16 protein-coding genes are annotated in these 21,456 nt (G+C 71.2%); 10 read left to right on the top strand and 6 right to left on the bottom strand.

From position 1 onward, the window contains the following. Position 1 precedes the first annotated feature (1 nt). Complete coding sequence (locus F9B98_RS15825) at positions 2-1,918, bottom strand: DUF6541 family protein (protein WP_191966631.1); 1,917 nt, start codon at positions 1,916-1,918, stop codon at positions 2-4. A 166-nt stretch (positions 1,919-2,084) separates the two neighbouring features. On the opposite strand from F9B98_RS15825, the gene glf reads away from it, so the two are divergent. Further along, positions 2,085-3,221 carry a UDP-galactopyranose mutase gene (glf, locus tag F9B98_RS02310; RefSeq protein ID WP_150952301.1) on the top strand — a complete coding sequence of 379 codons (1,137 nt, stop codon included), beginning with the start codon at positions 2,085-2,087 and terminating at the stop codon, positions 3,219-3,221. A 7-nt stretch (positions 3,222-3,228) separates the two neighbouring features. Further along, on the top strand, positions 3,229-5,271 hold the full coding sequence (locus F9B98_RS02305) for an acyltransferase family protein (RefSeq protein ID WP_191966630.1): 2,043 nt from the start codon (positions 3,229-3,231) through the stop codon (positions 5,269-5,271). Positions 5,272-5,313: 42 nt separating this feature from the next. Here the strand turns inward: F9B98_RS02305 and F9B98_RS02300 are convergent, their stop codons facing one another. The 3 genes from F9B98_RS02300 to F9B98_RS02290 form a co-directional block, all read right to left on the bottom strand. Then, on the bottom strand, positions 5,314-6,285 hold the full coding sequence (locus F9B98_RS02300; protein WP_150952294.1) for a glycosyltransferase family 2 protein: 972 nt from the start codon (positions 6,283-6,285) through the stop codon (positions 5,314-5,316). Further along, positions 6,282-8,195: a glycosyltransferase gene (locus tag F9B98_RS02295; protein WP_150952291.1), complete on the bottom strand. Its 1,914-nt coding sequence runs from the start codon at positions 8,193-8,195 to the stop codon at positions 6,282-6,284. The genes F9B98_RS02300 and F9B98_RS02295 overlap by 4 nt, the downstream gene beginning before the upstream one ends. 103 nt (positions 8,196-8,298) lie before the next feature. Further along, positions 8,299-9,699 carry an O-antigen ligase family protein gene (locus F9B98_RS02290; RefSeq protein ID WP_150952289.1) on the bottom strand — a complete coding sequence of 467 codons (1,401 nt, stop codon included), beginning with the start codon at positions 9,697-9,699 and terminating at the stop codon, positions 8,299-8,301. A gap of 62 nt (positions 9,700-9,761) precedes the next feature. Between F9B98_RS02290 and manA the strand changes: the two genes are divergently transcribed. From manA to F9B98_RS02270, 4 genes are all read left to right on the top strand, one after another. Beyond that, the gene (manA, locus tag F9B98_RS02285; protein WP_150952286.1) at positions 9,762-10,925 is read left to right on the top strand and encodes a mannose-6-phosphate isomerase, class I; all 1,164 of its coding nucleotides are present in this window, start codon (positions 9,762-9,764) and stop codon (positions 10,923-10,925) included. Between the two features lie 146 nt (positions 10,926-11,071). Further along, positions 11,072-11,395, top strand: a complete 324-nt coding sequence (locus F9B98_RS02280; protein ID WP_150952283.1) for a WhiB family transcriptional regulator — start codon at positions 11,072-11,074, stop codon at positions 11,393-11,395. A gap of 91 nt (positions 11,396-11,486) precedes the next feature. Next, positions 11,487-14,330, top strand: coding sequence for a glycosyltransferase family 2 protein (locus F9B98_RS02275; RefSeq protein WP_150952280.1), 2,844 nt, complete (start codon positions 11,487-11,489; stop codon positions 14,328-14,330). Continuing rightward, positions 14,327-15,718, top strand: coding sequence for a DUF5719 family protein (locus tag F9B98_RS02270; protein WP_150952277.1), 1,392 nt, complete (start codon positions 14,327-14,329; stop codon positions 15,716-15,718). Before F9B98_RS02275 ends, F9B98_RS02270 begins: the two co-directional genes overlap by 4 nt. 21 nt (positions 15,719-15,739) lie before the next feature. Here the strand turns inward: F9B98_RS02270 and F9B98_RS02265 are convergent, their stop codons facing one another. After that, positions 15,740-16,171, bottom strand: a complete 432-nt coding sequence (locus tag F9B98_RS02265; RefSeq protein ID WP_191966730.1) for a hypothetical protein — start codon at positions 16,169-16,171, stop codon at positions 15,740-15,742. A 321-nt stretch (positions 16,172-16,492) separates the two neighbouring features. Here F9B98_RS02265 and F9B98_RS02260 point away from each other — a divergent pair, with 321 nt between their 5' ends. Then, positions 16,493-16,699 (top strand): DUF3499 family protein, encoded by a 207-nt coding sequence (locus tag F9B98_RS02260; protein ID WP_103206488.1) that lies wholly within the window; start codon positions 16,493-16,495, stop codon positions 16,697-16,699. Between the two features lie 55 nt (positions 16,700-16,754). Here F9B98_RS02260 and F9B98_RS02255 read toward each other — a convergent pair whose 3' ends face one another. Next, positions 16,755-17,585 carry an RDD family protein gene (locus F9B98_RS02255; RefSeq protein WP_150952274.1) on the bottom strand — a complete coding sequence of 277 codons (831 nt, stop codon included), beginning with the start codon at positions 17,583-17,585 and terminating at the stop codon, positions 16,755-16,757. 16 nt (positions 17,586-17,601) lie between these two features. On the opposite strand from F9B98_RS02255, the gene F9B98_RS02250 reads away from it, so the two are divergent. From F9B98_RS02250 to katG, 3 genes are all read left to right on the top strand, one after another. Next, on the top strand, positions 17,602-18,597 hold the full coding sequence (locus tag F9B98_RS02250; RefSeq protein ID WP_150952272.1) for a stage II sporulation protein M: 996 nt from the start codon (positions 17,602-17,604) through the stop codon (positions 18,595-18,597). 95 nt (positions 18,598-18,692) lie between these two features. Beyond that, positions 18,693-19,154 carry a Fur family transcriptional regulator gene (locus F9B98_RS02245; RefSeq protein WP_150952269.1) on the top strand — a complete coding sequence of 154 codons (462 nt, stop codon included), beginning with the start codon at positions 18,693-18,695 and terminating at the stop codon, positions 19,152-19,154. After that, entirely contained in the window at positions 19,151-21,409 is a 2,259-nt protein-coding gene (gene katG, locus F9B98_RS02240) for a catalase/peroxidase HPI (RefSeq protein ID WP_150952265.1), read from the top strand. Before F9B98_RS02245 ends, katG begins: the two co-directional genes overlap by 4 nt. Positions 21,410-21,456 lie beyond the last annotated feature (47 nt).

The following is a 21,456-nucleotide window of genomic DNA, read 5'->3' as shown; positions in this document are numbered from 1 at the left end:
GTCAGCACCCCTCGATACGGAACAGACGCGCGTCGGGGCCCTGCTCATCGACGAGGACGAGGTGGGTTCCCGGCGACAGGTCCTGGATGCCGCTGAAGGCTGCCGCCCCCGCGGGATCGATGACGTCCTGCGTCCCGAAGTCGAGCACGTAGTCGATGCCGAGCTGATCGACGGTCCGGCAGACGGCCGGATCGGTGTCGATGTCGCGCAGATGCGCATTGAGGAACAGCAGTTCCGGCGAGGGACTGCCGAAGACGTGCTTCTGGGTCACCTGCCGGTCGGCGAAGGCGAGCGCGAGCGAAGCCCCCGTCCGAGGGCTGCCGGCGATGAGCGCATCCTCGGGGGTCTCGCCGTCGAGGCGCTCCAGCAATGCCTCTTCGTCCGACGAGAGGATGAGGGAGCTGTCCGTGTACGCGTACGCCTCGCGGACCTGGTCGAGGGCCATGCGCACGTTCGGACCCGTCGCGACCGAGAAGAGCGCGAGAACTCCGAGCGCCGCGGCGCCGATGCCGACCCATCGAGGAGTCCGACGGTGGCGCGCGGCGCGCCGGACCAGGTCGACGACGGTGATCGCGCCGAGGGTCGCCACCGGGATGGCTACCAGTGGTAGGAGGGCGGCGAGGCGGTTCGAGTCGTTGTACCAGGGGTTGGTCACCAGCTGACGCAAGGGGCTGTCGATGCGCAACCCGGAGGCGATCGCGAAGAGGGCGACGGCCACGGCGAACGGCATGACGGCCGGGAGCCACCGCGAACGGCGGGCGACGGCGAAGAACCCGACGATCAGCAGGATCGAGATCAGGGTGGTGGGGTTGTATCCGCGCGGTGAGACGAACAGCCCCTCTCCCAGAGACTGCGACAGCTGCTGCCACGGGGTCCATCCCGAGTGCTCCGCTCCCGTTCGGAAGACCGCGAGGGTCGCCGCCAGCGCGAGGCCGAAACCGACGACCGCCGCCGCGAGGAACAGGATCGATCCGCGCGTGCGTTCGCTCGCCGCCTTCACGGCGGCGGAGGTGATGACGACCGCGGCGGCGAAGAACAGGAGACTGAGGAACGCGTTCGGGTGTCCGAGGAACGTTCCTCCGGCCAGGAGGGCGACGAGCAGGGCGGAGCGCACCAGCGCGGGTGCACCCCGCTCCGGCAGCATCGTCACGACGGCAGCGAGTGCCGCGGGGATCATCGCGTACCCGACGAGATTCGGGTACAGCACGCCCCAGTTGAAGAACAGGGCCGGGAAGGCGCCGAAGCCGGTGGCGAGGGCGGCGGCGGTGACGTAGGCGGTCCGACGTTCGGCGAAGAACGCTCCGGCCAGTGCCATCACGGACGCGGGCCACAGGATCGAGACGATGGCCAGGTTCGCGCCGTTGACCGCGACCGGAACCGTCGCGCCCGTCATCTCGGCACCGAGAGTCGTCAGCGCATGCCACGCATTCGGGTAGAAGCCGATGTCGGAGGTCGACCCGATCTGGAAGGGCGACGCGCTGCCGTTCTGCAGAGCCGAGGCGATGGCATTCAGGTGGACGATGTTGTCGAAACGCTGCGCGATGTTTCCGGGCGCGCCGAAGGCTCGCGCGAAGTTGACGGCGTTGGCGACGGCGGCGAGGGCCAGGGCGACGAGGACGAACAGGCCCGTGCGCGGCGCGGGCGGGCGCGGGTCCGCCGTCGCGCGACGGCGGAGGATGAGGCCGATACCGGCCACGACGAGCGTGACCAGGGCGAGGGGGAGCAGGCCCCAGCTCAGCCCGACGAGGGGGGCGACCGACGCGGCGACGGCCGCGATCGTGGCCGAGATCGCCGGTGCGAGCAGCAGGCGTTGAGGGCTTCGCCATCCCCATCCGGCGACGATGACCGACGCACCCGGGAGGATCAGGACCAATGCGACGACGAGGTACGCCGGAACCGCGCTGATCCACTCACTCATACGATTTCTTCTCCGTCTGCGGTCATTTCGACACGCCATCGTATCGGACCGTCTCTGCGGGGCCGCTGGACGCGGTCAGCGGACCTCGGAGACGCCGCGGGTAGTATCGAGCGGACGTTTCCCTCCCGGGGGTGAGCCCCGGCATCCGAATCGAAAGCCCTCTCTCATGGATCTCCTCATCGTCGGCTCCGGCTTCTTCGGCCTCACCATCGCCGAGCGCGCCGCCGCCGCGGGCCGAAAGGTGACGGTCATCGACCGTCGTCACCACATCGGCGGCAACGCCTACTCGGCGGACGAGCCCGAGACCGGCATCGAGGTGCACCAGTACGGCGCCCACCTGTTCCACACGTCGAACCCGACGGTGTGGGAGTACGTCAACCGCTTCACCAACTTCACCAACTACGTGCACCGCGTCTATACGACGCACAAGAACGTGGTCTTCCCCCTGCCGATCAACCTCGGCACGATCAACCAGTTCTTCCAGGCGGCGTACACGCCCGACCAGGCACGGGCCCTCGTGCAAGAGTTGGCGGGGGAGTTCGATGCGAAAGACGCCGCGAACCTGGAGGAGAAGGGCATCGCGCTGATCGGCCGGCCCCTCTACGAGGCGTTCATCCGCGACTACACGGCGAAGCAGTGGCAGACCGACCCGAAGGATCTGCCGGCGGAGGTCATCTCGCGCCTGCCCGTTCGCTACACGTACGACAACCGCTACTTCAACGACACGTGGGAGGGGCTGCCCGTCGACGGGTACACCGCGTGGCTCGAGCGCATGGCGGATCACCCGAACATCGACGTGAAGCTGTCGACCGACTACTTCGACGAGTCCCAGCCGCTGAACAAGAAGGCCACGGTCGGCCACGTGCCCGTGGTGTACACCGGGCCCGTCGACCGCTACTTCGACTACGCCGAGGGCGAGCTCTCCTGGCGCACGCTCGACTTCGAGCAAGAGGTCCTGCCGATCGGCGATTTCCAGGGCACGAGCGTGATGAACTACGCCGACGCCGACGTGCCGTACACGCGCATCCACGAGTTCAAGCACTTCCACCCCGAGCGCGCCGACCGTTACCCCACCGACAAGACGGTCGTGGTGCGCGAGTACTCCCGATTCGCCACGCGCGCCGACGAGCCGTACTACCCGGTCAACACCGCCGACGACCGCACCGGCCTGCTCGCCTACCGCGAATTGGCGAAGGGCGAGCGCGACGTGCACTTCGGTGGCCGCCTGGGCACCTACCAGTACCTCGACATGCACATGGCCATCGGTTCCGCCCTCTCGATGTGGAACAACCAGCTCGCGTGATGTTCTCGTGCGTTTGACCCTCGGGTCGCCCACCCGTCCCCTGGCCGCCGCGCGGGAGTCGGAGGGACGCTGGACGTACCGTCGCGACATCGACGGGCTCCGCGCCGTCGCCATCCTGCTGGTGGTGTCGTATCACGTGTGGTTCGGACGTGTCTCCGGCGGCGTCGACGTCTTCCTGATGCTGTCGGCGTTCTTCTTGACCCGGGGCTTCGTGCGCCGCATGGCCGGTCCCACCCCGATTCATCCCGTCCGTCACCTCCTCGGCATCTTCCGTCGCCTGCTCCCCGCGGCGGCGGTGACTCTCGTCGGCGTCCTCGCGGTGGTGTGGGCGGTGTATCCCGAGACGATGTACCGCGCGGTTGCCGAGCAGACCTGGGCGTCTCTCGGGTATGTGCAGAACTGGCTGCTGGCGGCGGACGCGGTCGACTACTACGCGCGTACCGATGTGACGAGCCCCCTGCAGCACTTCTGGTCGATGTCGGTCCAGGGCCAGGCTTTCGTGCTCTGGGTGGTTCTGCTGGGGCTCTGCCAGATCGTGGTGCGCCGTCGGGGATTCTCGCCCGACCGCGTGGTGGGTGTGGTCTTCGGTGTGGTCTTCGCCATCTCGTTCGTCTACTCGGTCGTCCGCACCGCCTCCGCTCAACAGCTGGCGTACTTCGACACCTGGGCACGCCTGTGGGAGTTCGCTGCGGGGTCGTTGCTGGTCATCGCCCTGCCGCACATCCGTTTCGGCGCGGTCGCGCGCACCGTCGTCGGCTGGGCGGGACTGGCCGGGCTGCTCGTGCTGGGTGCGGTGCTCGACGTGCAGGGCGGATTCCCGGGCTTCCTGGCGCTGTGGCCCGTCCTGTGCGCCGCGGCCATCGTGGTGTCAGGGTCCGGCGAGACGGGGAGGTTCTCGCTGGCGCGGATGCTCTCCTCGCGTCCGTTGCAAGCGGTGGGGCGCGACGCCTATGCGCTCTACCTGGTGCACTGGCCGATTCTGGTGACCTTCCTCGTCGTGAACGGTCGCACCGAGGTGGGGTTCGTCGGTGGTGCGGGGATCATCGTGCTCTCGCTCATCCTCGCCCGCGTCTTGACCTGGGCCGTCGATCGGCCGGTACGGGCGTGGAGACGCGGCGACGCCTCGCCTTTGGTACCTCTCGCGATCCTGACGGCTGCCGCTGCCGTCGTCGCCGTACCCGTCGGCACCTGGCAGACCTCGACCTGGATCCAGGAGCGCGCGATCGAGGCCCGCGCCCTGCAGGACAACCCGGGGGCGGCGGTGCTGCGCGATCCGGCCCTGTCGGAGACGCCGGCCGACGCCCCGCTGCTTCCTCTACCGACCTTGATCGACGACGAATGGGTGCATCTGGACCGCGAGTGCTCGGCGGAGTGGGCCAACGATGTCGAACAGCTGCGGGGCACCTGCTCCGAGACCGTCGGCACTCCGCGCGCCCAGCACACCGTCGTCGTGATCGGCGACTCGCACGCGCAGCAGATCACGGGCTCCCTGCTCCCGGTGGCCGAAGCCAACGGGTGGGGCGTGGTCTTTCTCATCAAGGGGGGCTGCTCGATGGGCCTCGATGAGCCGGGAATGGACGAGCTCTGCGACGGGTGGCGCGAGGCGGCGATCGAGCTCGTCGAGAGGGTCCGACCGGACGCGGCCCTGACCATCGTGACCCGCTCCGACGCCGGTGAGGACGACGAGCGCCTGCGCCCGGGGATCGAGCGCTTCCTCGACCGGATGGACGACGCCGGGGTGCAGGTGTGGGGGGTGCGGGACAACCCGCGGTTCACCTTCAACATGTACGACTGCGTCGTGGAGGCGGACGACCCGCTGGATTGCGCGGTGCCGCGGTCGGCGTCGCTCGCCGATCGCAACCCCGCCGACGACCTCGACCGCGCAGGTCTCCACCTGGTCGACCTCACGCCGTGGATCTGCCCCGACGACCTGTGCGTCGGCGTGATCGGCAACGTCGCCGTCTATCGAGACGACAACCACCTGAGCCGTCTGTATGCGCGTTCGCTCAGCCCGACGCTGTCGGACGAGCTCCCGACCACTCTCGGCTGAGCAGCGAGGCGTCCTCGGGGTGCCTCGTACGCAGATGGGCAGTCAGCGGGCCGCCTGTGACTGCTCCAACGGCGGCATCGGCTTCCACGACGCGTCGCCGAGGATGCGTCGCCCGTCGCGGAGCCCCCGGAACAGGTTGCTGGTGCCGGTGATCTTGCGCTCGACGACGACGAGGCGGATGAGCTCCTTGACGAAGGTGAGCGCCGTCCCCAGGGTGAACGGCAGCGCGTTGTACACGCCCAGCGCGCGGTAGTACTTCTGCAGATACGCGCGGTTGCGCATGATGTAGTACCGGTAGGCGTCGCTGGAGGCGTTCATGTGGCGAATGCCCATGTCCCACTGCTTGATCTCGCGGGTGCGGCGCAGCACGAACTCGTTGACGATCACCGAGGGCGTGTGGCGCGACGCCAACCAGCCGTAGAGCTGGTCGTCCCAGTAGATGAAGAAGCGCGGGTCGGGCAGACCGATCTTCGCGACGATGTCGCGGTGGATGAACATCCCCTCGAAGCATCCCGAGTTCATCGGCTTGAAGCCTGACTCGTCGAAGGCGGCGGGAGCGAAGGGGATCGGGATCGCCATCGACTCGGCCACGCGGTACTGCCAGTAGAACTCGCTGCCGTCGTAGTCGTACCGGCGCCCCTGGATGCTGCGGAAGCGGGGCGTCCAGTGACCCATGCGGGCGAGTCCGTCGGAGACCACCTCGACGTCGTCGTCCATGAGCCAGATCCATTCGGATCCGAGCTCGTAGGCGACGCGCATCCCCTCGCTGAATCCGCCCGAGCCGCCGGTGTTGGTCTCGAGACGGCGGTAGACCAGCTCGGTGGGCAGGCGGTAGCGGAACGACTCGACGACCTCCGTGGTGTCGTCGGTCGAGGCGTTGTCGATCACGACGAGGTGCCCCGGTGCCGGCGACATCCGCTCGATGCTCTCGAGCAGGCGCGTGAGCAGGTGGGTGCGGTTGTACGTGACCACGACGATCGTCGCGGTCTTCGGGTCGAACGGTGCCGTGGTCACGGACGCTCCTCGAAGGTCGCGCGCCAGTTGGCCTCGGAGACGAGGTCGGGCAGGGCGCGGCGGTATTGACGGGACAGACGGGGCCATTCGCGCTGGAGGCGACGGTGCAGCTTCCAGCTGTCGATGAGCATGCGTCGGAACATCGCGCGGTCGCGCGTGTAGATGTTCTTGCCCGACCCGTCGGCGGCGCTGACGAGGGCGCTGTCGTACAAGGGAACGCGCCACCAGTTGGCATCGCCTTTCCCGAACTCGACTTCGGGCTGTGCGACGTTTTCGGCCTTGGGCGTGTGGAACCAGTGCGACAGCAGCGTCCGGACGGTGAAGGTCCTTAGAGCGAGGCCGGTCGGGCTGTCGAACTGGTGCTGCTTCAGGCGCTTGAACACCTGGCGTCCGCGGCGTGAACGCAGCGGGACGCCCGAGTCCTTGTGCACGACCGTCTCGGCGTGCTTCTTCGCGACCGCGCGGGCGTCCGGCATCGCCGTCGCGAGGTTGGCGCGCATGTGCTCGGGTCCCGACAGCACATCGCGCAGCGCGCGGTGCCGCAGCTCGACGGGGTAGTACTGCATCATCATGAGGTGCTTGAGGTCGACGCGTCGGCTGTGTCGGATGAGGGTGCCGCCGAGCGGTGACCGCGAGTGCAGGAGCGCGGCGACGATGCGGTTGCGGGCGTGGAAATACGCCTGCCAGTCGATCGAGTCGTCCTTGCCGATCCACGACACGTGCCACAGTGCGACACCGGGCATGGAGACCGTGGGGTAGCCGGCATCCCGAGCCCGAACACAGAACTCGGCGTCGTCCCACTTGATGAAGGCGGGAAGCGACAGACCGATCTCGCGCAGGATGCTGGTGGGGATCAGGCACATCCACCAGCCGTTGTAGTCGGCGTCGAGCCGCATGTGCAGCAGAGGGCTCTGGCGCAGGTTGGCGACGCTGAAGTCGTGGGGGAGGCGCTCCTGGAAGAGCGCGCGCCACATGAAGGGGGCGTCGTCGACGACCTCGGCCCAGGCGTGCAGCTTGGGGCGGTCGAGCAGGTCGAACATGTGGGCGCCGACGATGGTGGGCACCGAGGCGTAGCGGCCGAAGACCACGGAGCGGCGGATCGACTCGGGCTCGATGCGCACGTCGTCGTCGAGCAGCTGGACGAAGTCGCTGCCCTCGCGGGCGAGCGTTTCGACCATGGCGCGGGCGAAGCCGCCGCTCCCGCCAAGGTTGGGCTGGCGGAGCACCTGCAGGGTGTCGCCGAGGCGCTCGGCGACGGCCGGGTAGGCGTCCTGCGCTTCGACCAGGTCGGTGCCCTGGTCGATGATGAAGACCCGATCGACGACGTCGAGCACGTCGGGGGCGTCGGCGAGGGCCTGCAGCGTCTCGACGCAGTAGTCGGGCTTGTTGTACGTGGTGACGCCGATGCTCGCCTTGCCGCCACGGACCGGCTCCTGCTCGGTCGTCCACTCGGCGCCCTCGAAGATCGCGTCGGTGTGGTCGGCGGCGACGTCGAACCAGATCCAGCCGCCGTCGCTGTACTGATCGAGGACCAGGTCGAACGACGTGGCGACGGCGTCGCCGCGGACCTCGCGCGTCTCGATGCGCTGCTTGGTGCCGCCGCCGTTCGAGCGGTACACGAGCACCGTGGCATCCCCCGAGGTGTGGACCGTGAGGCGCACCTGGCGCACGGCCGTCCAGTGCTGCCAGTACGAGGCGGGGAAGGCGTTGAAGTAGGTGCCGAACGAGACGCGGCGGCCGGCGACGATGCGCGCGCGGTGGCGGTCGAGGATGTTGCCCAGCTGGGCCACGTTGGTCACCCGCACCGGCTCCTCGTCGATGGTCGACCAGGTCTCGGGATCGACGTAGAGCGGGAGGAGGTCGGGGTCGCGGTCGAGCGGAAGAACGGCGTTCTGCAGGGTGTACGTCACGAAGGGATCTTTCGGTCGAGGAGCCGCGGCCGCGGAGAGCCAGCGGGAAGTCTACCGGGCACGCATCCCGCGACCCTGAGCGTCGAACGCCCCTGGGCCGGGATCAGGGCCCCGGCCGCCGCAGCTCGCCCCGCTCGATGGAGATGCTCTGCTCGCTGGGGCCGACCCCCACCAGCGGCGTCTGCTTGATCTTCGCGCCGAAGAGGATCACGAACAGCCAGCCCCACAGCAGCAGCGGTCCGGAATCCGTGAGCCCCTGCACCACGAGCAGGGCCCCGAGCAGGGTCGGCAGCAGGGTCAGGGGGGAGTGGGGGCGGTCGTCGCGCAGGTCCCAGCGCGGTCGGTCGACGGCGAAGAACCACGACCGCCACACGTACGCCAGTCCCACCAGCGCCAGCAGGATCACGCCGATCCCGCCGAGCTGGAGGAAGGCGTCGAGCCACATGCTGTGCGCCTGGATCACCGTCCGGCCGTCCTCGACGATCCACCCGTCGATGAGCGGCTCGGTCGGGATCCACGGCGTCGAGAAGCCCCACCCGATGACAGGACGCTGCTCCGCCCGCGCGATGACCTCGGTCCAGATGCTGTCGCGCCCCGTCAGGTCGGCGCCGCGGCCGAGGAGATCGAACAGCGCCGGGCGGTTGAGCCACAGGGCGCCGCCCCCGCCCAGCCCGATCGCGGCGTACAGCAGGTACCAGCGGGTGCGTTCGCCGGGGCGGCGCGCGGTGCGCATGACGAGCACCGTGGCCAGGACCAGGGCGACGAAGGCCGCGGCGATCCAGGCGGTGACCGATTCCGCGCGGACGAAGAGTAACGCGGCGACGGCGGTCCACACCGCGAGCAGCACGCGCCGGGGGGCGCCGACCGCGATCCGGACGCCGAAGACGATCACGGCGACGAGCATGACCGCGGCGAGCAGATCGGGGTTGCCGAAGAGACCCTCGACGCGCCCGCCGGTGAACAGGGTGCCGCTGGACCACGGCCCCACCGGATCCTCGCCCGCGGCGGTGACGACGAACCCGGGCAGCACCGGTCCGCGCACGAACACAGCCGCGACGAGCTCGAACACCAGCGACAGCCCGACGATCCACTTCGCGGCCGAGGCGAGGGCCCGCACGACGTCGCGCCAGGTCAACACGGCCCCGATGAACAGGCCCTGGAACGTCGTGACGATCAGCAGGGAGAGGGTGAGGAGGGATGCCATCGGCCAGGCGCTCCACAGCACCGACGCCGTCGCCCAGGCGAGGTAGCCGAACGCGAGCCAGGGCAGGCGCCGCACGGCGAGGGGCGGGCGAACGACGAGCCAGACGATGCCCGACACGACGGCGGTGGCGGCGACCACGATCGCGGTGATCGCGGGGCCGACGGCGTTGACCAGACCCACCCCGCCCAGGGCGAGCACGAGCAGAAGCACGCACCAGGCCCGCAGCAGCAGATGCCCCGTCGTCTCGCGCGCCGGGGCCGTCGGCAGCGCCGACACCGGGTGACTCGTGTGCATCGCCATGGTGTGTTCAGGGTAGCGGTCGGCATCCGTCCGGCGTCAGGCGAGCGCATTATGCTGACGCCGTGCTGATCGCCCTTTCGAACACCCCCCGCGACTACGCCTGGGGAAGCCCCACCCTCATCGCCGACCTCGAGGGACGCGAGCCCACCGGGGCGCCCGAGGCCGAGGTGTGGTTCGGCGATCACCCCGGCTCGCCCGCCGAGGTGCACGACGGCTCCGGCCGCACGCTCGACGCGTGGCTGCCCTCCGTCGCCGCTGACCAGGGCGTCCCCACGAAGCTGCCCTACCTGCTGAAGCTGCTCGCGGCCGGTGCGCCCCTCTCGATCCAGGTGCACCCCTCGAAGGAGCAGGCCGTCGCGGGCTTCGCCCGCGAAGAGAAGGCCGGGGTCCCGCGCGATGCGGGGGAGCGAAACTACAAGGACGACAACCACAAGCCCGAGGTGATCGTCGCCCTGAGCGACACCTTCACCGCGCTGGCGGGGCTGCGCGACCTCGACCGCACGCGTGCCCTGGTCGACGCGCTCGGCGACGCTCCCGCGGTGCGGGCGCTGCGCGCGCACCTCTCGGCGGACGACGCCGCTGCCGCCCTCCGATCGGCGATCGGCTGGCTGCTCGGGGGAGCGGAGCGCGCCGAGATCGAAGAGATCGTGGATGCCGCGTCGTCGGCCGACGCGTCCGGGTTCGACGCCGAGCTGGCGCTGACCCGCTCGCTGCACTCGGCCTACCCCGCCGATCCCGGCATCGTGGTCGCGCTGCTGATGAACCTCGTCGAGCTGCGCCGCGGCGAGGCGATCTTCGTCCCGGCCGGCGTCCTGCACGCCTACGTCGCCGGTCTCGGCGTAGAGATCATGGCCGCGAGCGACAACGTGCTGCGCGGCGGCCTGACCCCCAAGCACATCGACGTCGAGGAACTGCTCGGCCTCGTCGACTTCCGTCCGGCCGAGCCGCCGTTCCTGCGCCCGTCCACCGCGGGCGACGGCGCCGAGCTCTTCGCCCCCGGAATCGCCGACTTCGCCCTCGGGCACCTCGAGGCGGGTGTCCGGGCCCAGCTCGATCTCGGCGGCGTCTCGATCGCCCTCGGTGTGGCAGGCGAGACCACGCTCACGGGCGCCTCGGGTGCCAGCCTCACCGTCCGGCCGGGGCAGGCGGCCCTGGTGACCCCCGATGAGACGCCCCTCGTGTCCGACGGCGGCGGCGAGGTGTTCGTCGCCATGCCCGGCGCGTGAGAGCCGCGACACGCCGTAGCCGCGACTGAAGGTTCACCTCGCCCTTGAGGGTTTACGATCCGCGACTTGACTCGGCGTAATCACACGGGTGTAATTATGACTGCGCGGAACCGCGTCATGGGGGCTTGAACGAGGCGGAGGACGATATGGCGACGTCGCAGTACCGGTCCGGTGTCCCGGAGAATTGGTTCGTCGATCCGGTCGATCTCGGTGTTCCCGGCGTCCGCCGCGACATCGACTCCACCGAAGAGAACGCTCTCGCCTGGCAGACCGACGCCCTCTGCTCGCAGACCGATCCCGAGGCCTTCTTCCCCGAGAAGGGCGGTTCGACACGGGATGCCAAGCGCATCTGCACCTCGTGCGACGTGAAGTCCGAGTGCCTCGAGTACGCGCTGCAGAACGACGAGCGCTTCGGCATCTGGGGCGGCCTCAGTGAGCGCGAGCGTCGCAAGCTCAAGCGCCGCGCCTGACGCGCGTCCGCGCGCATCCTCCTGAACGTTCCTCGCGCCGACGGCGCGGCGTCCGCGATCGTGGGGGAGCGGACTTAGGCTGATCCGCGTCATGCCCGCCCGTGTTCACGCCATCCTCGTCGTGCGTCCCGAAGGACGCACTCCTGCAGCGAACCATCTGGAGCGCACCCTGGCGGCCCTCGCCGCCCAGACCCGCCCCGTCGACGCGCTCACGATCGTGCTGTGCGGCGCCGACGCCACGCTGACGAAGCTCGCCGCATCGTCCGGGGCCGAGGGCGTCATCACCGCTGCGGCGGGCACGTCTTTCGCCGCAGCCACCGCCCTGGCCACACCCCGCCTCACCGGCGACGCGGTCTGGCTCCTCGCGCAGGACACCGCGCCCGACCCCGACGCCCTCGTGCGCCTCGCGGGCGCCCTCGAGCTGTCTCCTCCTCTCGTCGTCGCGGCCCCCAAACTCGTGGCGTGGGACGACCGCGACGCGATCCTCTCCCTCGGCGTCAGCATGAACCGCTACGGCGGCACCGTGGAGCTCGCGGCGGGCGAACTCGATCAGGGGCAGCGCGACGCGGATGCCGACGTGCTCGGCGCCGACGTCCGGGGCCTGCTCGTGCGCCGCGACGCCTGGACCGCTCTCGGCGGACTCGATCCGGCCCTGGGCGGCGCCGACGAGGGCCTCGACCTCGGTGTGCGTGCGCGGCTCGCGGGTCACCTCGTCTCGCTGGTGCCCGCCGCCCGGGTCGCGGTCGCGGGCGACGGGGTGGCCGCCATGGCGCGCGGTCGACGGCGTGCCCGACGGCGCGCCTTCGCCACGCGAACCGCCCAGCTGCATCGCCGACTCGTCTACGCGCCCGGTCCCGCCGTGGCCCTGCACTGGCTCTCGCTGCTGCCGCTCGCGCTGTGGCGCACGATCCTGCACCTTGTCACGAAGGTTCCCTACCGGGTGCTGCCCGAGTGGGGGGCGACGCTTCTGGTCATGGCGCGGCCCGCCGCCGTCGCGCGCGCGCGACGGCGCATCCGCGCGACGCGGAAGGTGGGATGGTCGCGTCTCGCGTCGCTGCGCGTGTCGCGCGCCGAGATGCGCCTGCGGTGGGAGAGCGACGTCGCCGACCCCGACGCCCCCGTGCGCTCGGAGCTGCGATTCTTCGTGGGCGGCGGGGCGTGGGCGGTCCTGGGGGCCCTCGCGGTGTCGGCGGCCCTGTTCGCTCCGCTGCTGGCGTGGCCGGTGCTCGGCGGGGGCGCTCTGGCGCCGCTCCGGCAGAACGTGGCCCAGCTCTGGCAGGACGCCGCCTGGGGCGCTCGTCCCCTCGGACTGGATGCCGTCGGACCGGCCGACCCCTTCTCGGCCGTCGTCGCACTGATCGGGACGCTGTCGCCCGGCGACCCGTCGCGCGCCTTCGTCGTGCTGTGGGTGCTCGCGCTCCCGCTCGCGGTGCTCGGCGGATGGTTCGCGGCGACCCGCGTGACGGAGTCGTCGATGCTGCGCATCGTCGCGGGTGTCGCCTGGGCGCTCGCGCCGACGTTCCTCGCGGCCCTCGTCGAGGGGCGCCCGGCGGGTGTCCTCGTGCACCTGCTCCTCCCGTGGCTCTTCTACGCCGCGAGCGTCGCCCACCGCTCGTGGGCGCCGGCGGGAGCGGCATCCCTCCTCCTCGTCGCCGTCCTCGCCTCGGCCCCCTCCCTCGCTCCTGCGGTCATCGTGCTGTGGTCGGCGGCGCTCGTCGTCGTGGCCCTCGTGGCCGGTCGCGGGGTCGCTCGCGTCGTCTGGCTTCTCGTCCCGTCGATCGTCGTGTTCGCCCCGCTCGTGTGGACGCAGATCCGCGCCGGCAACCCCTGGGGTCTGCTGGCGGATCCGGGCATCGCCTACGCGGGGGATGAGGCCTCCGCCACCCCCCTCGGGCGCGCGCTGCTCGCCGCCGGCTTCCCCACCTCCGACCCGGGTGGCTGGGCGAGCCTCACCGGGGGATCGGTCTGGTGGGTCGGCCTGCTCATCGCGCCTCTCGCCGTGCTGGCCGTGCTCGCCGTCCTCACGCCGCGGTGGATCACGGCATCCGCCCTCATCGTCCTGACCGTCACGGGCCTGGCCACCGCCTTCGCGGCCGTGGGCGTCGCGGTGGCGTTCGACCACTCCGTCGCGGTGCCGCTGTGGCCGGGCGCGGGGTTGAGCCTCGCGTGGATCGGCCTCGTGGGGGCGGCCGTCGTCGCCCTCGACGCGGGGATCCCGGCGCGCGTACACGTGATCCGGCCCATCGCCGCGCTCCTCGCGCTCGGGGCCCTCGCGATCTCGGTGGCCCCGGCTCTCACCGCCCAGACGGCCGATCCCGCGAGCGGCCGATCGGTCCTGACGAACGGACCCGTCTCGACCCTGCCCGCCTTCGTCGCCGCCGAGGGCCGCGGCTCGCTCGACATCGGCACGATCGTGCTCGATCCGCGTACCGACGGACTACGCGTCAAGGTGGTGTGGGGCGGCAGCGCGACCCTTTCGGGCCAGAGCACCGTCGAGGCCACGCGCACCTCGGCCGACGCGCAGGATGTCGAGCTTGCGGCCCTCGCCGCCGACCTCGTCACGCCCTCGGCCGACGACGTCGTCTCGCGCCTCGCCGAGCGCGGCATCGCCTTCGTGCTGCTCGAGTCGGCGCCGGCCGGAGAGGACGACGTCATCCGCGGAGCGCGCCTGGGGGCGGCGACCTCGCTCGACCAGCGCGACCTGCTCGACCCTGTCGGCACGACCTCGCGCGGGGATCTGTGGCGCGTGAACGCCGAGGTGACCCCTCGCGCACCCCTCGACGACCACCGCCTGGCGCTGCGGCGTCTGGTGGCCGCCGGCTCGATCGGCGTCGTGCTCGTCGCCCTGCTTCTCGCCGTGCCCACCGCGGCGTCGCGTCGGGTCGCCCGGCGCACGCCGCGCATCGTCGGCCCGAACCCGGGAGGATCCCGATGAACGAGCGGCGAATCGTCCGTGTCGCGGCCACGAGCGCCCGCGTCGTGGCGGGAGCGGCCGTGGCCACCGCCGCCGTCGTGGGCACGGTCCTCGGAATCGCGGCCCCCTGGCCCCAGTACACCGCGACGCCCGTACGGGTGGAGGCGACGCCGGCTCCCGGCGACACCGTGCTCGCCTGCGACGGACCGCTGTTGGCTCTCGGGCGCAGCGCCGACGCGGCGGGGTCGCTGAGCGCGGCCGCATCGCAGCAGGTGGTCAGCGGACCCGCCGATTCCGACGCGACCACCACGGCGCTCACGGGAGTGACGGGCGACTCCTCCGGCGACGCCGAGGCGTTGCGCGCCGCTCCCCGCGACGGCGTTCCCGCCCCGCTCGCCGCCGCCGGGTCGTCGACCGCCGCCGCGACCGATCTCATCGGTTTCTCGGCATCCGCGTGTCGTCCGCCCCTCTCGGAGTCGTGGCTGATCGGAGGCGCATCGAACACCGGCGCCAACGATCTGGTCGTGCTAGCGAACCCGGGCACCGTCCCGGCGACCGTGCAGCTGTCGGTGTACGGCGCGCAGGGCGTGTCGACGCCGCCGAGCGGTCAGAACATCGTGGTCCCGGCGGGCGGCCGGCGCGTGGTTCCGCTCGCGGGACTGCTGCTCGGCGAGCAGAGCCCGGTCGTGCGGGTGGTCTCGGCGGGCGCCCCGGTGCACGCGTCCCTGCAGGCCACGCTGACCCGTTTGCTGCTGCCCGGCGGCGCCGATCAGGTCGCCCCTCTCGCCCAGGCCGACGCGAACCTGGTCATCCCGGGGGTTCAGGCCTTCGCCGCCGACGCCGGGCAGGCGGGCACGGTGCTGCGGCTGCTGTCGCCGGGCGCCGACACCACGGCGACGGTCACGCTCACCCCCCTCGACGCCTCGGTGAGCGCCCCCGCGCCCAGCGATGTCCCGCTCACCTCCGGTCTGCCCACCTCTCTCGACCTGTCGGGTCTGGCCGCCGGCGCTTACACCGTGCAGGTCTCGGCGGGAGCGCCCATCGTCGGCGCCGCCTGGTCGACGACCGGCTTCGGCGAGGGAGCCGACTTCGCCTGGTACGTGCCGGCGCCCGAGATCGCCGCTCCCAGCGAGATCGCGGTCGCCGCGGGGGTGGGAGCGAGCGTGGTCGTCGCCGGCGGCGACAGCGACACCACAGTCGTTCTGACGCCGTCCGATGGCGGCACCCCCGTCACCGCGAACGTGGCCGCCGGTGCGAGCGTCGCCATCCCGGTCGGCGCGGGCGTCTATCGACTCGAGGCGGGAGCCCCCGTCCGCGCGGCGGTGTCGTACGCCGGCGCGGGAGCGCTGGCGTCGTACCCCCTGTGGCCCGCGGATGCCGCGGCCTCGGCGCTCACGATCCTGCCGTAGCGCCCCATCGCCCGCCGCGGATCAGAAGAAGCGGAACCGCTCGGGACCGAGGTCCCACGGGTCGCGGTCGAGGTACTCGGCCGCCGCGCGGAAGACCGCGCCCTCGATCATCATGCGACGGTGCAGGTCGTCGTCGTGGTGGGGGTGGCCCAGGCGCTCGATGGGAACGCGGTACAGGATGATGCGCTTTTCGTCGCGCAGGACCGTCCATCGCGGGATGCCGTCGGCCGCAGCCGGGGGCATGATGCCGATCTCGAACGACACCTCGCGCAGATCGCTCCAGGCGGAGCGCAGGAACTCGGCTGCGGCGCCGACCGCGATGTCGAAACGCTCGACGCGCGTGTCGATCGGGGGAAGCGGCGGGCGTACGACGGGACTGCGATTCTCGCGACCGTGACGGCCGTGCCGTGAGGGGCGGACCACCGGTCGCGCTTCCCGGGATCGGCGACGCATCATGGCCCCATCCTACGTTCGAGGGGGCGGTGGGCGGGGCGCGGGAGTGCGGGGTGCGGCAGGGGCGCGCACAACGGCGGGGCCGGCGGCCGACACGCCGCTTGTCGGGGACGTCAGGCGGCGTGGCGCGGCATCCGCCCTCCGTTGTGCACGGGCGGGCCCGGCCCGGGTCGTCCGCGGCGGCACGGTCGTCCCCGCGGCGCGGGGGAGCGCGTCGCGGGGGAGGGCAGCGGCTCTCGTGCGGCGCCGGGGTGCCGGCATCCGGGATCCGGCGGCGCGGCGTCGAGGCGGTGTCGGAGGGGCTGACTAGGCTGACGGGCGATGCGCGACAGACTCTGCTCGAAGGTGGGATGCGCCCGCGAGGCGATGAGCACCCTCACCTACGACTACGGCGACCAGATGGCGGCCTTGGGCCCCCTCGGTCCCGCGGGCGACCCGCACGCGCACGACCTCTGCGCCATCCACGCCGACCGGCTGTCGGTCCCGAAGGGCTGGGTCGTCGTGCGGCACGAGACCCTGCGCACCTGAGGCGCCGACCTCTCGGGCGTGAGTGCCCTCCGGCCGTGCGTCCCCGTCGGGCGACTCACGCCTTCTCGGTGAGAGCTGCTGCCCGCTCGTTCTCGAGCATCAGGGCGCGGTACTCGCGATCCCGGCGCACCGACGCCACCGCGCGCACGAGCGCCTCGTCGTCCGACGCGGGGATCGGTGAGACGAAGGGGCGGACCGCCTCGGCGAGGGATGCCGCGACCCGCAGGCGCGCGGCGGGCTCGAGCGCCTCGGCCCCGCGTACGAATTGCGCCACGCGCGCCGCCAGCCGGTCGGGCAGGCGCGAGACGTCGGCGACCGCGGCCCAGGACTCCCAGCCCGCGGGAAGGCCCGGAGCGGGCGGGAGGAGTCGGCGCGTCCGCGTGCGCTCGCTCGCGGTACCGGCCAGCAGGTCGCCCAGCCGCTGAGCCCGGGGGGTGAACATCCCGACCACCGCCGCGATCGCGCCGAGGGTGAACCACACCTCGAGCACCCCGGTGAGCGACCGGATGAGCGCCTGGCGGAAGCCCGCGGCGCCCCCGTCGGTGCGCACGATGCGAGCCCCCACCGCGAGGCGGCCGAGGCTGCGGCCGCGCGACAGCGTCTCGACCGTGGTGGGAACGGCGACCGTCACGAGCACGAGCAGGGCGATGACGCCGATGCGGATCGCGGATTCCGGCAGCGTGCCAGCGCCGACCATCGAGGTCAGCAGCACCGCGCCGCCGATCAGCAGCGCGACGCCGACGAGGACGTCGATGAGAGCGCCGACGGCGCGGAGGAAGAAGCCCACGGGTTGGACGTCGAGGGCGACGGCCTCTCCGGTGAGTGTCTCGTCGGCGTCCGTGTGCACGAGGGCGACCGCGGGAGCGGGGGTCGACGAGGAAGCCATGCGTACAGTTGACCACATGGACCTCGACGCCCTCACGGCCGCCCGGCGCGACGAGTGGGCGCGGCTCGACGACCTGGGTCGCCGCAGACACCTGACCGGCCCCGAGGTCGACGAGCTCGTCACCCGCTATCGCGCGGCCTCGGCCGATCTCGCCGACATCAAGACCTCGGCCGGGCGCACCCCCGAGGGCGACCACGTCTCGATCCTGCTTGCGCGCACGCGCCTGCGGCTCACCGGCGTGCGCGACAACGTGCTGAAGCAGCTGCCGCGGTTCTTCCTGTTGCAGCTTCCGGCGGCGCTGTACCGCGTGCGGTGGAGCACCTTGGCCGTCACGATCGGGTTCCTGGTCGTGACGACCCTCGTCGCCCTGTGGATCTCGGGAAATCCCGCGGCCGTGGCGGCCCTGGGGCAGGAGAGCCAGCTGCAGAACTACGCCGACGAGCAGTTCGTGAACTACTACCGCGAGAACCCGAACGCGATCTTCGCCGGGTCGGTGTGGACGAACAACGCATGGATCGCGGCGCAGTGCGTCCTGTTCGGGGTCACGGGGATCTGGCCGCTCGCGGTGATGATGCAGAACGCCATCGGGGTGGGAACATCGGCGGCGATCATGTTCTCGTTCGACCGCGGCGACCTGTTCTTCCAGTTCATCCTCCCGCACGGTCTGCTCGAGCTCACCGCGATCTTCGTCGCGGGAGCGGCGGGGATGCAGATCTTCTGGGCGTGGGTCGCTCCGGGGCGGCGCTCGCGGGCCGAGGCGCTCGCCGCGGCGGGTCGATCGCTCGCGACGGTGGCGGTGGGACTCGTCTTCGCCCTCGCGCTCTCGGGAATCGTCGAGGGGTTCGTGACCCCGCGGGAATGGCCGTGGCAGATCAAGATCGCGATCGGTGCCGCCGCCCTCGGGGTGTTCCTGTTCTACATGCTGTGGGTCGGGGGCCGCGCTGCCCGTGCGGGCGAGACCGGCGACCTCACCGAGTACGAGGCGGGGACTCCCACGCTCACGGCGGGGTGACGGCATCCGCTCGCTTAGGTGAATCGCGCCCGAGGTTCCCGTCCGTTTCCCGGCGTGTCATTTTTGATTCACTCAAAACTAGCTAAGCTGGCCGCATGCTCGACAGTCAGCCGGATGCCGCCGCGGATGCCCTCATCCGCGGTGCGGGTCTGCGGGTCACGGCGACGCGCGTCGCCGTGCTCGAGGCCCTGCGCGCCCGGCCGCACGCCACCGCCGACGCCGTCTACGACGGAATCGTCGGCTCCCTCCCCGGAACGAGCAAGCAATCGGTGTACAACGCGCTCGGCGACTTCGCCGACGCGGGCCTTGCGCGCCGCATCGAACCGGCCGGTCACGCCGGCACGTTCGAGCTGCGGGTGGGCGACAACCATCACCACGTGGTGTGCACCGGGTGCGGACGCATCGACGACGTGGACTGCGTCGTCGGGGCGGCCCCGTGCCTGCACATGCCGGAGGGCAGCGGCTTTCTCATAGAGACCGCTGAAGTGACGTTCTGGGGCGTGTGCTCCGATTGTCGAGCGAAGTCCGAAGCCGAAACACCGAGAGGATCCCGATGAGCGACACTCTGAACGGATGCCCCGTCTTCCACGACGGCGCCGCCCCCGACGACAACCGACTGCCCGTGGGAGAAGCCCCCGCGGACAGCGAGCCCGCGGGCGCGCTCCCGCACCCCACGCAGGGTTCCGCCAACCGCGTGTGGTGGCCCGAGAGCCTGAACGTCAAGATCCTCGCGAAGAACAACGCCCTGCGCGACCCGCTCGACGAGGGCTTCGACTACAAGGCCGCCTTCGAAGCGCTCGACCTCGACGCCGTCAAGCGCGACCTCAAGGAGGTGATGACGACGTCGCAGGACTGGTGGCCCGCCGACTTCGGCCACTACGGCCCCCTCATGATCCGCATGGCCTGGCACAGCGCCGGCACCTACCGCGTGACCGACGGCCGCGGCGGCTCGGGCGCGGGCATGCAGCGCTTCGCCCCGCTGAACAGCTGGCCCGACAACGTCAACCTCGACAAGGCCCGCCGTCTGCTCTGGCCCGTCAAGAAGAAGTACGGCCAGTCGATCTCGTGGGCCGACCTGATGATCCTCGCCGGCAACGTCGCTCTCGAGGACATGGGCTTCCCCACCTTCGGCTTCGCCGGCGGCCGCACCGACGTGTGGGAGCCCGACGACGACGTGTACTGGGGCCCCGAGACCACGTGGCTCGGCGACGAGCGCTACACCGGCAACCGCGAGCTCGAGAAGCCGCTCGCCGCGGTGCAGATGGGCCTCATCTACGTCAACCCCGAGGGCCCCAACGGCAACCCCGACCCGCAGCTGTCGGCCCACGACATCCGCGAGACGTTCGGCCGCATGGCCATGAACGACGAGGAGACCGTCGCCCTCATCGCCGGCGGCCACACCTTCGGCAAGACGCACGGCGCCGCGAGCGACTCCCACGTGGGCGCCAACCCCGAGGCCGCCGACATCAACGACCAGGGCCTGGGCTGGAAGAACAGCCACGGCACCGGCAAGGGCGACGACACCATCACCAGCGGCCTCGAGGTCACGTGGACCTACCACCCGACCCGCTGGGACAACGAGTTCTTCCACATCCTCTTCGCCTACGAGTGGGAGCTCTTCCAGAGCCCCGCGGGTGCGCACCAGTGGCGCCCCAAGAACGGCGGGGGAGCCGACATGGTCCCCGAGGCGCACTCCGACGGCCGCCGCGAGCCCCGCATGCTCACGAGCGACCTGGCGTTGCGCGTCGACCCGGCGTACGAGAAGATCTCGCGTCGCTTCGCCGAGGACCCGGCCGCCTTCCAGGACGCCTTCGCCCGCGCCTGGTTCAAGCTCACCCACCGCGACATGGGCCCGCGCGAGCGCTACCTCGGCGCCGAGGTGCCCGCCGAGGTGCTCGTCTGGCAGGACCCCGTGCCCGCGGTCGACCACACGCTGATCGATGAGACGGATGCCGCTGCCCTCAAGCAGCAGATCCTCGACAGCGGTCTGTCGGTGCAGCAGCTGGTCACCACCACCTGGGCCGCCGCCTCGACCTTCCGCGGCAGCGACAAGCGCGGTGGTGTGAACGGCGCGCGCATCCGCCTCGAGCCGCAGAAGAGCTGGACGGTCAACAACCCCGAGCAGCTGGCATCCGTCCTCGATGTCCTCGAGAAGATCAAGGCCGAGTTCGACGCGCAGGCGCAGGACGGCAAGAAGGTCTCGATCGCCGACCTGCTCGTGCTCGCGGGCAACGCCGGTGTCGAGCAGGCCGCCCTCGCCGGCGGCGTCGAGGTCGAGGTGCCCTTCACCCCGGGCCGCACCGACGCCTCGCAGGAGCAGACCGAGATCGAGTCGTTCCGCTGGCTCGAGCCGATCGCCGACGGCTTCCGCAACTACGCCTCGCGCGAGGCGCGCCTGCCCGCGGAGTTCCTGCTGCTCGACAAGGCGAACTTGCTCACGCTCACGGCGCCCGAGATGACGGTGCTGGTCGGCGGTCTGCGCGCGATCGGGGCGAACTGGGACGGCAGCGACTGGGGTGTGTTCACCGACACCCCCGGTGCCCTGACCAACGACGTCTTCGTGAACCTCCTCGACCTCGGCACGACGTGGAAGCCGCTCGACAGCGGCAAGCACGCGTTCGAGGGCACCAAGGACGGCTCGGGCGAGAAGGTCGGCATCGGCACCCGCGTGGACCTGGTGTTCTCGTCGAACTCCGAGCTGCGTGCGCTCGCCGAGGTCTACGCCTCCGACGACGCCAAGGAGAAGTTCGTGCGCGACTTCGTCGCCGCGTGGCGCAAGGTCACCGAGCTCGACCGGTTCGACCTGGTCTGAGCCGCGCCATACGGAAGGCCCGTCCCCTCTGCGGGGGGCGGGCCTTC

Source organism: Microbacterium testaceum StLB037 (genome assembly GCF_008763945.1).
In the GTDB taxonomy this organism is placed as follows: Bacteria; Actinomycetota; Actinomycetes; order Actinomycetales; family Microbacteriaceae; genus Microbacterium; species Microbacterium testaceum_G.
The sequence above is the reverse complement of the archived record's forward strand: the minus strand, read 5'-3'. Positions and strand labels throughout refer to the sequence as shown.

Coding starts and splice junctions, on each gene's coding strand:
- F9B98_RS15825 (WP_191966631.1), bottom strand. CDS start 1,918: ATGAGTGAGTGGATCAGCGCGGTTCCGGCGTACCTCGTCGTCGCATTG.
- glf (WP_150952301.1), top strand. CDS start 2,085: ATGGATCTCCTCATCGTCGGCTCCGGCTTCTTCGGCCTCACCATCGCC.
- F9B98_RS02290 (WP_150952289.1), bottom strand. CDS start 9,699: ATGGCGATGCACACGAGTCACCCGGTGTCGGCGCTGCCGACGGCCCCG.
- F9B98_RS02280 (WP_150952283.1), top strand. CDS start 11,072: ATGGCGACGTCGCAGTACCGGTCCGGTGTCCCGGAGAATTGGTTCGTC.
- F9B98_RS02275 (WP_150952280.1), top strand. CDS start 11,487: ATGCCCGCCCGTGTTCACGCCATCCTCGTCGTGCGTCCCGAAGGACGC.
- F9B98_RS02270 (WP_150952277.1), top strand. CDS start 14,327: ATGAACGAGCGGCGAATCGTCCGTGTCGCGGCCACGAGCGCCCGCGTC.
- F9B98_RS02265 (WP_191966730.1), bottom strand. CDS start 16,171: ATGCGTCGCCGATCCCGGGAAGCGCGACCGGTGGTCCGCCCCTCACGG.
- F9B98_RS02260 (WP_103206488.1), top strand. CDS start 16,493: ATGCGCGACAGACTCTGCTCGAAGGTGGGATGCGCCCGCGAGGCGATG.
- F9B98_RS02255 (WP_150952274.1), bottom strand. CDS start 17,585: ATGGCTTCCTCGTCGACCCCCGCTCCCGCGGTCGCCCTCGTGCACACG.
- F9B98_RS02250 (WP_150952272.1), top strand. CDS start 17,602: ATGGACCTCGACGCCCTCACGGCCGCCCGGCGCGACGAGTGGGCGCGG.
- F9B98_RS02245 (WP_150952269.1), top strand. CDS start 18,693: ATGCTCGACAGTCAGCCGGATGCCGCCGCGGATGCCCTCATCCGCGGT.
- katG (WP_150952265.1), top strand. CDS start 19,151: ATGAGCGACACTCTGAACGGATGCCCCGTCTTCCACGACGGCGCCGCC.